Here is a 12,565-nt window from a genome sequence, read left to right on the forward strand (position 1 = left end):
TATGTGACTGGCAAAATAAAGGCGACCCTGAGGTCGCCTTTATTGTTTCTGCGTCGGATTAACCGGCCATGGACAGACGGTTACGGCCGCCGCGTTTGGACTCATACATGGCCTGGTCGGCACGCTCCAGCAGGCTGTCCATGGATTCTGCGCCTTGCAAAGTGGCGCAGCCCAAGCTGACGGAGAGGGGCAGCGGTTGGTTATGCACCAGATGCTGAATGTTCTGCACTGCCAAGCGCACGCGCTCGCCGACCATGGCTGCGCCTATTGGATCGGTGTTGGAGAGCAGCACCATAAATTCCTCCCCGCCGAAACGGAACACCATGTCGACGTTGCGCAGGCTGTCCTTCAAGGCATTGGCGACGGCGATCAAGGCTTGGTCGCCAATCAGATGGCCGTACTGGTCGTTGATCTGTTTGAAGTGGTCAATGTCGACCATCAGCACTGACATCGGCTGCATATTGCGCCGGGCCAGCTCGACTTCTCGCTTAAGGCTCTGCTGCATGGCTATGCGGTTGCCGGTTTGTGTCAGCGGGTCACGCAGGGCCGTTTGCAAGGCCGCGCGGTAGAGCAGGGCGTTGCGCAGGGGGAACAGCATGCTGGCCAGCAGTGATTCGAGCTGACCGAGTTCCTCATCGGTAAAGCGCTGATTGCGCCGCAGGGTCAGCTCGCCGAGAAAATCACCGTCATGATTAAGCCGGTAGCCGGCGCTATGGCTGGCACGCTGGCCGAACTCCAAGTGCAGATCGCAGGCGTGCAACTGATAGCTGACGGCCCCCAGCGGCACTAAGCGCTGCACTTCGTGGAAAAACATCTCCACGATGCGCTCCACCTCCAGGGAGGTTTGCAGGCGCATATTCAGCTGTTGGCGCAATTGCGCCAAGCTGATGGGCTGCAAGGTTTTATGCAGCTCACGGGCATAGCCCAGGCGCTGCAGCTTGGCAGCATCAAAATCAATGGTATTGGATGGCGGGCGGGTGACCATGAAGCCTTACCTCAAACGCACGAAGCGACGATAACTGAGGTTTAGCGAATTTCATGCCAAGTTATTTGGTTAGGATTTAACCCTTAACTTACAATGGCTTAGTTGTGCGGTGGATGGTCAGTGGCAGATTTTTGCCGCTAATTAGTCGGCGTGATGGCCATTTGCCGCCGGAAAACCGGCGGCAGTTCACATTTTTACTGGGCGTCAAACGCCTGGCCATTAACGCCTTTGCTGTCTGGACCCATCAGATACAGGTAGACCGGCATGATTTCGGCGGGCAGCGGGTTGTTCGCTGGATTTTCCCCAGGATAAGCCTGGGCGCGCATATCGGTTTGGGTGGCGCCCGGATTGACGCTGTTGGCGCGCACTTGGCTGATTTCGTCGACTTCGTCGGCCATGACCTGCATCAGGCCCTCGGTGGCAAACTTCGACACGGCATAGGCGCCCCAGTAAGCCCGGCCTTTGCGCCCCACGCTGCTGGAGGTGAATACCACCGAGGCATCTGCGGACAGCTTAAGCAGCGGCAGCATGGTGCTGGTCAGCATAAACATGGCGTTGACGTTGACCTGCATGACACGCATGAAGTTGTCACCCGACAGCTGCTCCAGGGGCGTGCGCGGGCCAATGATCGAGGCGTTATGCAGCAGGCCATCGAGCTTGCCGAACTCGGCTTCGATCATTGCCGCCAGTTCGTCGTACTGGTGTGGCAGGGCGGTTTCTAGGTTGAACGGGATCACGGCGGCTTGCGGATGGCCGGCGGCCTCGATGGCGTCGTAAACGCGGCTTAAGTTTTCTTCGGTCTTGCCCAGCAGCAACACGGTGGCACCGTGGGCGGCGTAAGCCTTGGCGGCAGCGGCGCCGATGCCACGGCCAGCGCCGGTGATGAGAATAACCCGGCCTTTGAGCAGGTCAGGGCGGGCTTGGTAGTCAAACATGGTAGGCCTCGTATACAGGTGCGGCCGCCTCCGGGCGACCGGCTTCAATCAATAAGTGGCGCTTAGCAGCCGCACAGCGCGCTTTCGAGCACATCACGCAGTTCCATCGGGTGGTCCACGACCACGTCGGCGCCCCAGTTGCGCGGGTTGTCCTGCGGATGGATATAGCCGTAAGTGACAGCGGCAGTCTTGCAGCCCGCCGCGCGGCCGGCCTCGATGTCGCGCTCATCGTCGCCGACAAACAAGGTGGCGGCAGGGGCCACGCCGATTTTCTCGCAGGCCAGCAGGATCATTTCCGGATCGGGCTTGCTGCGGCTGACATGGTCCGGGCAGACCAGCACCGAGGAGCGCTGCGCCAAACCCAGCTGTTGCATGATCGGTTCGGCGTAGCGCACGGGCTTGTTGGTGGCCACGCCCCAGATCAGCTTGGCCTGCTCAATCTCGTTCAGCAGTTGCTCGATGCCGGCAAAGGGTTTGGTCAGTACCGCGCAGTGCTGCTGGTAGCGCTCGAGAAACTCTTGGCGCAGCGCTTCGAAGCCGTCGCTGTCTTCCTTGATGGCGAAGTTGGCTGCCACCATGGCGCGGGCGCCGCCGGAGATGTGATCGCGGATCAGTTTCTCGGCAATCAGCGGCAGGCCGCGTGCAGTGCGCATGGCCTGGCTGATGGCGATAAAGTCCGGCGCGCTGTCGAGCAAAGTGCCGTCCATGTCAAAAAGAACTGCTCGTAAGCGCATGCGCCTTACTCCTCGCGCAGGGTCTGGATCATGTAGTTGACGTCCACGTCGGCTTGCAGCTTGTACTGCTTGGTCAGTGGGTTGTAGGTCAGGCCGATGATGTCTTTTACCGTCAGGCCCGCTTCACGGCTCCAGGCGCCAAGCTCGGAAGGACGGATAAACTTCTTGAAGTCGTGGGTGCCGCGCGGCAGCAAGCGCATCAGGTATTCGGCGCCAATAATGGCGAACATATACGCCTTCGGATTGCGGTTGATGGTCGAGAAGAACACCTGGCCGCCGGGCTTAACCAGCTGGTAGCACGCGCGGATTACCGAGGCCGGGTCGGGGACGTGCTCAAGCATCTCCAGGCAGGTAACCACGTCGAACTGGCCGGGCATTTCTGCGGCCATGGCCTCGGCGGTGATCTGCCGGTACTCGACCTGCACGCCGGATTCCAGTTGATGCAGACGTGCTACGCCGAGTGGCGCTTCGCCCATGTCGATGCCGGTGACGTTGGCGCCACGCTGAGCCATCGACTCGCTGAGGATGCCGCCGCCGCAACCGACGTCAAGCACGCGCTTGCCAGCCAGGCCGACGCGTTCGTCGATCCAGTTGACGCGCAGTGGATTGATGTCGTGCAGGGGCTTGAACTCGCTTTCGCGGTCCCACCAACGGTGGGCAAGGGCTTCAAATTTGGCGATTTCAGCGTGGTCGACGTTGCTCATAAAAATCCCTGTATCAGGCTGCGGCATAAGCGGCGCAGGAAAAATGATCATGTTGCCAGTTTCGCGGACGACATGGGGTGCCGCTGGGGCGGCCGATGTATGTCAGTTTGTCGCAGTGCCGGCCTGTTGGCGAGCTTCGACCTCAATGGCCGGCAATTTTAGCGCCCCAACTGCGCGCATTGGCGATTATCCGCGCTTCATCCATGCGGGTCAGCACGCCGCCGTCGAGCAACTGTTTACCCGCCACCCACAGATGTTCCACACACTGCCTGCCGCCGGTGTAGATCAATTGCGAGACTGGATCGTAAATCGGTTGTTGGGCCAGGCCGTTGAGGTTGAAGGTGACCATGTCAGCGGCCTTGCCCAATTGCAGCGAGCCGATTTCATCCTGCCGGCCTAAGGCGCGGGCGCCATTGAGGGTGGCCATGCGCAGGGCGCGGTGGGCGCTCAGGGCGGTGGCACTGCCGGCCACGGCCTTGGCCAGGAGCGCGGCGGTGCGGGTTTCGCCAAGCAGGTCGAGGTCATTGTTACTGGCCGCGCCGTCGGTGCCGATGGCCACGTTGACGCCGGCTTGCCAGAGGCGCTCCACCGGGCAAAAGCCGCTGGCCAGCTTGAGGTTGGACTCCGGGCAGTGGATCACGCTGGTATTGCTGGCGACCAGCAGGGCTAGGTCGTCATCGTCGATCTGGGTCATGTGCACGGCCTGGAAGCGCGGGCCGAGCAAACCCAAGCGGTGTAGCCGCGCCAGGGGACGTTCGCCGCGCTCGGCCAGGCTTTGCTGCACTTCGTGGGCGGTTTCGTGGACGTGCATATGAATGCCGGCGTCCAGCTCCTCGGCAAGCATGCGCACGCTTTCCAGCTTGTCGTCGTTCACCGTATAGGGCGCGTGGGGGCCGAAGGCGACGCTGATGCGCGGGTGCTGTTTGAGATCATCGAACAGGCGCAGGCCGTCGCGCAGGGCGCTGTCAGCATCAAGCGCGCCGGGGATCGGGAAGTCGAGCAGGGGAATGCTGATTTGCGCGCGGATACCGCTGGCGTGCACCACGCCGCTGGCCAGGTGCGGATAGAAGTACATATCGGCAAAGCAGCTGATGCCGCTTTTGAGCTGCTCGGCAATCGCCAGCTCGGTGCCATCCTCGACAAATTGCTCGTTGACCCACTTGGCTTCGGCGGGCCAGATATGCTTTTGCAGCCAGGCCATGAGTGGCAGGTCGTCGGCGATGCCGCGAAACAGTGCCATGGCGGCATGGCCGTGGGCGTTGACTAGACCGGGGCAGAGCAGGCGCCCCGGCAGTTCCAGCACCTGTTTGGCGCTGTGCTTGAGCGCCTCGGTACGTGGTGCCAGCAGCACGATACGACCATCGCGCACGCCTAGGGCATGCTCCTGCAGGACGACTCCGGCAGGTTCCACCGGCACCAGCCAGCTGGGCAGCAGCAACAGGTCGAGGGGCGTTGAGGTCATGCTGGGCTTCCGCTGGGCAGTAAAGCGCCGAGTGTATAGGGCAACGACCTAGGCTTAAAACTTAGCCGTGATTACGCCGCTGGCGCCGTGCTAGTGCGGCGCCTGTGGGTATAATGGTCGGCTTTGCGGCGGAGAGATCAAATGCGCGAGCAGCTATTGGCCACGGAGCAGGTTAAGGCCATTGAGTGGCGTGATGGCGCGTTGCATCTGCTCGATCAGCGCGATTTGCCTGGGCAACAGCGGTGGCTCAGTTGTGAGCGTCTGGAGCAAGTGCTTGACGCCTTGCGCGACGGCGTGGTGCTGGGCGCGCCACTGAGCGCGGTGTGCCTGGCCTATGGTCTGGTGTTGGCCCTGCGTGAGCGGGTGGCGCAGGGGGCCGGCTGGGGTGAGGCTTGGCTGCAAGATTGGCAGATGCTGGTTGCCGATCAGCCCGCCGATGGCAGTTGGTCCTGGGTGCTCAAGTTGATGCGCGAGCGACTCGAACGCAGCGGCCCCCAGCAAGCCCCTGTGCTTGAGCTAGAAGCTGAGGCGGCAGCTATCCATTGCAGCCTCCTTGAAGGCTGGCAAAGCATGGCGCGCTCAGGTTTACGCTTGTTGCGCCGGCATCAGTTGGGAGAGCAGTGTTTGCTGACCCATGGTCATGCCTCGGTGCTGGCGGGTGGTGGAGGGCCGTTAGCCGTTTTGGCGGCAGCCTACGATGATGGCTTGCTTGAGCAGGTCTATCTGGAACAGCCACAGGCAGGCTCGGCTGCCAGCCGATTGACGGCTTGGCAGTTGGCTGAGCTGGCCATCCCGCAAAGCCACTACAGCGCCGCGGCCTGCGCACAACTGATGAAGGTCGGCAGCATCACTTGGGTAATAGTCGGCGCGCAGCGCATCGCCGCCAATGGTGATCTGCTTAACACCGTTGGCACTTATCAATTGGCGGTGAATGCCATGCATCACGGTGTGCGCTTGATGGTGGTGGCGCCCAGTACGGTGATTGATCTAAGCCTCGAGCAAGGCGATGACGCAGCGCTTGAAGACTTGCTAGAGCCGGCGCTGTCGGCGGACGTCACTGAGGCGTTGGCGGCGGAGGCAGGTCGTTTCGCCCCGCAGTTGGATGTCACCCCGGCAGACTTTATCGACTTCTTAGTCACCGAGAAGGGGGTGGTTGAGCGTCCCGATGCCGAGAAAATCGCTCAGTTGCTCTGTCGCAAGCGTTTGCATTGAGGCTTTGTCACCTACACGGTAGCCGCTAAAGTCGCTAGGCGGAGCTGGGGATAGGTGTGGCGCGGTGTTTGTGGTAAGCTCCGGCGGTTTCGAGGGTGCCCGATGCGGGCCCCATTACTGCGCAGATACATGGCATAACTTATTGATTTGTCGTGAGTCGCTACGCTGCAATGCGCAGCGACAGGCTTCACCCCATCCAGGACGGATGGCGTGGAGTTTCACCAGAAAAAGGAACCAGGCTACTCATGGGCGAACTGGCCAAAGAAATCCTCCCGGTCAATATTGAAGACGAACTCAAGCAGTCCTACCTCGACTACGCAATGAGCGTAATCGTCGGTCGTGCGCTGCCGGATGCGCGTGATGGCTTGAAGCCAGTGCATCGCCGTGTGCTGTTTGCCATGAGTGAGTTGGGTAACGACTGGAACAAGGCGTACAAGAAATCCGCCCGTGTGGTCGGTGACGTCATCGGTAAATATCACCCCCACGGTGATACGGCGGTGTATGACACCATCGTGCGGATGGCGCAGCCATTCTCCTTGCGTTACCTGCTGGTCGACGGCCAGGGTAACTTCGGCTCGGTGGACGGCGACAACGCCGCCGCCATGCGTTACACCGAAGTGCGCATGACCAAGCTGGCCCATGAGCTGCTGGCGGACCTGCACAAAGAAACCGTTGACTGGGTGCCTAACTACGACGGCACCGAGCAGATCCCGGCGGTCATGCCTACGCGCATCCCCAACCTGCTGGTTAACGGCTCCAGCGGTATCGCCGTGGGCATGGCGACCAACATTCCGCCGCACAACCTTACCGAAGTGATCAACGGCTGCTTGGCTCTGATCGACAACGGCGAGCTGACCGTCGATGAGCTGATGCAGTTTATCCCCGGTCCAGACTTCCCCACGGCCGGTATCATCAACGGCCGTGCCGGTATCATCGAGGCGTATCGCACCGGTCGTGGGCGCATCTATATGCGCGCCCGGGCTGAGATCGAGGACATCGATAAAGCCGGTGGCCGGCAGCAGATCATCGTCACTGAGCTGCCTTACCAGCTCAACAAGGCGCGTCTGATCGAGAAGATCGCCGAGCTGGTTAAAGAGAAGAAACTCGAAGGCATCACCGAACTGCGTGACGAGTCCGACAAGGACGGCATGCGCATCGTGATCGAGCTGCGTCGTGGTGAAGTGCCAGAAGTGGTACTCAACAACCTCTACGCCCAGACTCAGATGCAGAGCGTGTTCGGCATCAACGTGGTGGCTCTGGTTGATGGTCAGCCGAAAGTGCTGAACCTCAAGGACATGCTCGAGCAGTTCATCCTGCACCGTCGTGAAGTGGTCACCCGCCGTACTGTGTTCGAGCTGCGTAAAGCTCGCGAGCGCGGCCACATCCTCGAAGGTCAGGCGGTGGCCCTGTCCAACATCGACCCCGTGATTGCCCTGATCAAAGCCTCGCCGACCCCGGCTGAAGCGAAGCAGGCGCTGATCTCCACTGCCTGGGAATCCAGTGCTGTGGAAGCCATGGTCGAGCGCGCTGGCGCCGATGCTTGCCGTCCGGATGATTTGGACCCGCAATACGGTCTGCGTGAAGGCAAATACTTCCTGTCGCCGGATCAGGCCCAAGCCATCCTTGAGCTGCGTCTGCACCGCCTGACCGGCCTTGAACATGAAAAACTGCTGGCCGAGTACCAGGAAATCCTCACCCAGATCGGCGAGCTGATCCGCATCCTCACCAGCGCTGTGCGCCTGATGGAAGTGATCCGCGAAGAGCTGGAAGCGATCAAGGCTGAGTACGGCGATGCCCGTCGTACTGAAATCGTTGCCTCGCGCATGGACCTGACCATGGCCGACCTGATCACCGAAGAGGAGCGGGTGGTCACCATCTCCCACGGTGGTTATGCCAAGAGCCAGCCGCTGCATGCCTATCAGGCCCAGCGTCGCGGTGGTCGCGGCAAGTCCGCCACCGGTGTGAAGGACGAGGATTACATCGAACACCTGCTGGTTGCCAACAGCCATGCCACCCTGTTGCTGTTCTCCAGCAAGGGTAAGGTGTACTGGCTGAAAACTTACGAAATCCCTGAAGCCTCCCGCGCCGCCCGTGGCCGGCCGCTGGTGAACCTGCTGCCGCTGGACGAAAACGAGCGCATCACCGCGATGCTGCAAGTTGACCTCGAAGCCCTGCAGCAAAATGCCGGCGACGAAGACGAGCTGGACGATGCCGAAGGCGTGGTGCTGGAAGGCGAGCTGGTCGAAGCCGAAGTGGGCGAGGACAGCGACGCCGAAGTCAGCGACGACGAGCAAGATGAGCCGACTGGCGCCTACATCTTTATGGCCACCGCCTTCGGTACCGTGAAGAAGACCCCGCTGGTGCAGTTCAGCAAGCCGCGCTCCAGTGGTCTGATCGCGCTGAAACTGGAAGAGGGCGACACCCTGATCGCGGCAGCCATCACCGATGGCGCCCGTGAAGTGATGATGTTCTCCGATGGCGGCAAAGTGATTCGCTTTAAAGAGAAGCACGTGCGCACCATGGGCCGTACTGCGCGCGGTGTGCGCGGGATGCGTCTGCCGGCTGAGCAGCGGATCATCTCCATGCTGATCCCAGAAGGCGGCGCACAAATTCTCACGGCGTCCGAGCGTGGCTACGGTAAACGTACCGCGATGAGCGAGTTCCCACGTCGCGGGCGTGGCGGCCAAGGCGTGATCGCCATGGTCAGCAACGAGCGTAACGGTAAGCTGGTCGGCGCGGTGCAAGTGCTGGATGGCGAAGAAATCATGCTGATTTCTGACCAAGGCACGCTGGTGCGTACCCGTGTCAGCGAAGTCTCCAGCTTGGGTCGTAACACCCAGGGCGTGACGCTGATCAAACTGGCCAAGGATGAAACCTTGGTTGGCTTGGAGCGCGTGCAGGAGCCTTCGGCCGAGGACGAAGATGAGCTGCTCGAAGGCGAAGAAGGCCTGGAGCAAGGCGTTGAAACGGATGGCGAGGCAGAGACCGCGGCTGATGTTGAGGCCGATGGCGAAGCTGATCCAGCAAATCCAAGCGAAGAGTGATCTGTCGGGGCGGCGTGAGTCGCCCCGCAGTCGTTGTATCTGGCGGCCAGTGCGGGGCCGCCCAATTTTTTGAGCGAGAGTGGATGTGAGCAAGCGAGCCTTTAACTTCTGCGCCGGCCCAGCCGCGCTTCCTGAAGCTGTTCTGCAGCGCGCCCAAGCGGAACTCCTGGACTGGCAAGGCAAAGGCCTGTCGGTGATGGAGATGAGTCACCGCAGCGATGAGTACACCGCCATCGCAGCCAAGGCCGAGCAGGATCTGCGCGACCTGATGAACATCCCGTCCAACTATAAAGTGCTGTTCCTGCAAGGCGGCGCCAGCCAGCAGTTTGCTGAGATTGCGCTGAACCTGCTGCCAGAAAACGGCGTGGCCGATTACGTCGACACCGGCATCTGGTCGAAGAAGAGCATCGAAGAGGCGCAGCGCTACGGCAAGGTCAACGTCGCCGCCAGCGCTAAGGCGTATGACTACTTCGCCATTCCAGGGCAGAACGAGTGGCAGCTGTCGAAAGACGCCGCCTACCTGCACTACGCCAGCAACGAAACCATCGGCGGCCTGCAGTTCGACTGGATTCCACAAGTCGGCGACGTACCGCTGGTGACCGACATGTCTTCGGATATTCTCTCGCGACCTGTCGATGTGTCCCAATTCGGTTTGATTTATGCCGGCGCACAGAAAAACATCGGCCCTAGCGGCCTGGTGGTGGTGATCGTGCGTGAGGACCTGCTTGGCCGTGCCCGCAGCAGCTGCCCGACCATGCTCAACTACAAGATCGCTGCCGATAACGGCTCGATGTACAACACTCCGGCGACCTTCTCTTGGTACCTGTCCGGTCTGGTCTTTGAGTGGCTCAAGGAGCAGGGCGGGGTCGAGGCCATGGAACAGCGCAACCGCGCGAAGAAAGACCTGCTGTACAAGGCCATCGACAGCAGCGATTTCTACAGCAACCCGATCAGCACCAATGCTCGTTCGTGGATGAACGTGCCGTTCCGTCTGGCGGATGATCGTTTGGATAAGGCTTTCTTGGCGGGCGCTGATGCGCGCGGCCTGCTCAACCTGAAAGGTCACCGTTCGGTCGGCGGCATGCGCGCCTCCATCTATAACGCCGTGGGCCTGGACGCTGTTGAGGCGCTGGTGGCGTACATGGCTGAGTTCGAGAAGGAGCACGCTTGATGTCCGATCAGGAACTGCAAGCCCTGCGCGTGCGCATCGACAGCCTGGATGAAAAAATCCTTGAGCTGATCAGCGACCGCGCGCGCTGCGCCGAGGAAGTGGCGCGGGTGAAAATGAAAGAACTGCCGCCCGGCGAAAAGCCAGTGTTCTATCGCCCTGAGCGTGAAGCCCAAGTGCTCAAGCGCATCATGGAACGCAACAAAGGCCCGCTGGGTAACGAAGAAATGGCGCGGTTGTTCCGCGAAATCATGTCCTCTTGCCTGGCTCTGGAAAACCCGATCAAGGTCGCTTACTTGGGCCCAGAAGGGACCTTCTCCCAGGCAGCGGCCATGAAGCACTTTGGCCACGCCGTGGTCAGCGTGCCGATGGCGGCGATCGATGAAGTGTTCCGCGAAGTGGCGGCAGGCGCCGTGCAGTTCGGCGTGGTGCCGGTGGAGAACTCCACCGAAGGCGCGATCAACCACACCCTGGACAGCTTCCTTGAGCACGATATGGTGATTTGCGGCGAAGTTGAGCTGCGCATCCACCATCATCTGCTGGTCGGCGAAACCACCAAAACCGACAAGATCACCCGCATCTACTCCCATGCCCAGTCGCTGGCCCAGTGCCGCAAATGGCTGGATGCCCATTACCCGAATGTCGAGCGTGTGGCCGTGTCGAGCAATGCCGACGCAGCCAAACGGGTGAAAAGTGAGTGGAACAGTGCAGCCATCGCCGGCGATATGGCAGCTAATCTGTATGGTCTGAGCAAACTGGCGGAGAAGATTGAGGATCGTCCGGATAACTCCACGCGCTTCCTGATCATTGGCAGCCAGGAAGTGCCACCGACCGGCGACGACAAGACTTCGATCATTGTGTCCATGCGCAACAAGCCGGGCACCCTGCACGAGCTGTTGGTGCCGTTTCATAACAACGGTATTGACCTGACCCGCATCGAAACCCGTCCTTCGCGCAGCGGTAAGTGGACCTACGTGTTCTTTATCGACTTCGTCGGCCATCACCGTGATCCACTGATCAAGGACGTGCTGGAAAAGATCAATCAGGAATCCGTGGCACTCAAAGTGCTGGGCTCCTATCCCAAAGCGGTACTTTAATCCTGCCGTGGCAGGCTCCGGGACATAGTGAAAGGGTGTCGACGCCCGCCTGGAGCTTGCCGCTTTATGCGTGAGGCTTTGCTATGACCGATTTCCTCGCCCTGGCGCAGCCAGGCGTCCAGCAGTTATCGCCCTATGTTCCCGGTAAGCCTGTCGATGAGTTGGCCCGCGAGCTGGATCTCGACCCAGCTACCATCATCAAGCTGGCCAGCAACGAAAATCCGCTGGGCCCAAGCCCCAAGGTGCTGGAGGCGATTCGCGCCGAGCTGGCAGAGCTGACGCGCTATCCCGATGGTAATGGTTTCGAGCTGAAAAGCCGTTTGGCCACGCGCTGTGGGGTGGAGGTTAATCAGGTTACTCTGGGTAACGGTTCCAACGATGTGCTGGATTTGGTCGCCCGTGCTTATCTGGCGCCTGGCCTGAATGCGGTGTTCAGCCAATATGCCTTTGCCGTCTACCCGATTGCCACCCAAGCGGTGGGCGCCCAAGGTAAGGTGGTGCCAGCCAAAGACTACGGTCATGACCTGGAAGCCATGCTGGCGGCCATCGACGCCAATACCCGCGTGGTGTTTATCGCCAACCCGAACAACCCGACCGGTACCTGGTTTGGCCCGGACGCTCTGGCGCGCTTCCTTGAGCGGGTGCCAAGTAACGTTCTGGTAGTGTTGGACGAGGCCTATATCGAATACGCCGCAGGTAACGAGTTGCCCGATGGCCTTAAGTACCTGGCCAAGTACGCCAATCTGTTGGTCTCGCGCACCTTCTCCAAGGCCTATGGCCTGGCTTCGCTGCGCGTTGGTTATGCCATCAGCTCGGCGCAGGTGGCGGATGTGCTGAACCGCGTGCGTCAGCCGTTTAACGTCAACAGCCTAGCCCTGGCCGCCGCTTGTGCGGCGCTGGAGGATGCTGAGTATCTGGCTCAAGGCCGCGAGCTGAACGACGCTGGCATGGCTCAGTTGGAGCAGGGGCTGCAAGCATTGGGGCTGAGCTGGATTCCATCCAAAGGCAACTTTATTGCCGTGGACTTTGGCCGCGACACCGCGGCGATCAACCAAGCCTTGTTGCAGGCAGGGGTGATCGTGCGTCCAGTCGCCGGCTACGGCATGCCGAACTTCCTGCGCGTATCGATTGGCTTGCCGGCAGAAAACGCCCGCTTCCTTGAGGCTTTGGCGAAGGTGCTGAACGCGTGAGTGGAGCACCTTCAGCTGTCACTGCGCTGCCATC

At 60.7% G+C, this 12,565-nt stretch carries 10 protein-coding genes; 5 read left to right on the plus strand and 5 right to left on the minus strand.

The genetic code is table 11. The features are described 5' to 3' along the window. Window positions 1–58 precede the first annotated feature (58 nt). The 5 genes from NTD81_RS05230 to NTD81_RS05250 all read right to left on the minus strand — a co-directional run bounded on the left by NTD81_RS05230 (window position 59) and on the right by NTD81_RS05250 (window position 4,820). Window positions 59–985, minus strand: coding sequence for a GGDEF domain-containing protein (locus NTD81_RS05230; RefSeq protein ID WP_262180201.1), 927 nt, complete (start codon window positions 983–985; stop codon window positions 59–61). 194 nt (window positions 986–1,179) lie between these two features. Further along, window positions 1,180–1,920 (minus strand): YciK family oxidoreductase, encoded by a 741-nt coding sequence (locus NTD81_RS05235; RefSeq protein ID WP_262180204.1) that lies wholly within the window; start codon window positions 1,918–1,920, stop codon window positions 1,180–1,182. 62 nt (window positions 1,921–1,982) lie between these two features. Then, entirely contained in the window at window positions 1,983–2,654 is a 672-nt protein-coding gene (gene mupP / locus NTD81_RS05240) for an N-acetylmuramic acid 6-phosphate phosphatase MupP (RefSeq protein ID WP_262180206.1), read from the minus strand. Between the two features lie 5 nt (window positions 2,655–2,659). Next, window positions 2,660–3,358, minus strand: coding sequence for a bifunctional 2-polyprenyl-6-hydroxyphenol methylase/3-demethylubiquinol 3-O-methyltransferase UbiG (gene ubiG / locus NTD81_RS05245; protein ID WP_262180208.1), 699 nt, complete (start codon window positions 3,356–3,358; stop codon window positions 2,660–2,662). 142 nt (window positions 3,359–3,500) lie between these two features. After that, a complete protein-coding gene (locus NTD81_RS05250) occupies window positions 3,501–4,820 on the minus strand; it encodes a TRZ/ATZ family hydrolase (protein WP_262180209.1) in 1,320 nt (439 codons plus the stop codon). A gap of 141 nt (window positions 4,821–4,961) precedes the next feature. Here NTD81_RS05250 and NTD81_RS05255 point away from each other — a divergent pair, with 141 nt between their 5' ends. The 5 genes from NTD81_RS05255 to hisC all read left to right on the plus strand — a co-directional run bounded on the left by NTD81_RS05255 (window position 4,962) and on the right by hisC (window position 12,531). Further along, window positions 4,962–6,032 (plus strand): s-methyl-5-thioribose-1-phosphate isomerase, encoded by a 1,071-nt coding sequence (locus NTD81_RS05255; protein WP_262180211.1) that lies wholly within the window; start codon window positions 4,962–4,964, stop codon window positions 6,030–6,032. 245 nt (window positions 6,033–6,277) lie between these two features. Continuing rightward, window positions 6,278–9,076 carry a DNA gyrase subunit A gene (gene gyrA, locus NTD81_RS05260; RefSeq protein ID WP_262180213.1) on the plus strand — a complete coding sequence of 933 codons (2,799 nt, stop codon included), beginning with the start codon at window positions 6,278–6,280 and terminating at the stop codon, window positions 9,074–9,076. A gap of 85 nt (window positions 9,077–9,161) precedes the next feature. Next, on the plus strand, window positions 9,162–10,247 hold the full coding sequence (gene serC / locus NTD81_RS05265; RefSeq protein ID WP_262180215.1) for a 3-phosphoserine/phosphohydroxythreonine transaminase: 1,086 nt from the start codon (window positions 9,162–9,164) through the stop codon (window positions 10,245–10,247). Beyond that, complete coding sequence (gene pheA, locus NTD81_RS05270) at window positions 10,247–11,341, plus strand: prephenate dehydratase (protein WP_262180217.1); 1,095 nt, start codon at window positions 10,247–10,249, stop codon at window positions 11,339–11,341. Before serC ends, pheA begins: the two co-directional genes overlap by 1 nt. Before the next feature lie 83 nt (window positions 11,342–11,424). Beyond that, window positions 11,425–12,531: a histidinol-phosphate transaminase gene (gene hisC / locus NTD81_RS05275; protein WP_262180220.1), complete on the plus strand. Its 1,107-nt coding sequence runs from the start codon at window positions 11,425–11,427 to the stop codon at window positions 12,529–12,531. Window positions 12,532–12,565 lie beyond the last annotated feature (34 nt).

The sequence above is a fragment of the Pseudomonas sp. 5P_3.1_Bac2 genome, from assembly GCF_025465995.1.
Classification (GTDB): domain Bacteria; phylum Pseudomonadota; class Gammaproteobacteria; order Pseudomonadales; family Pseudomonadaceae; genus Aquipseudomonas.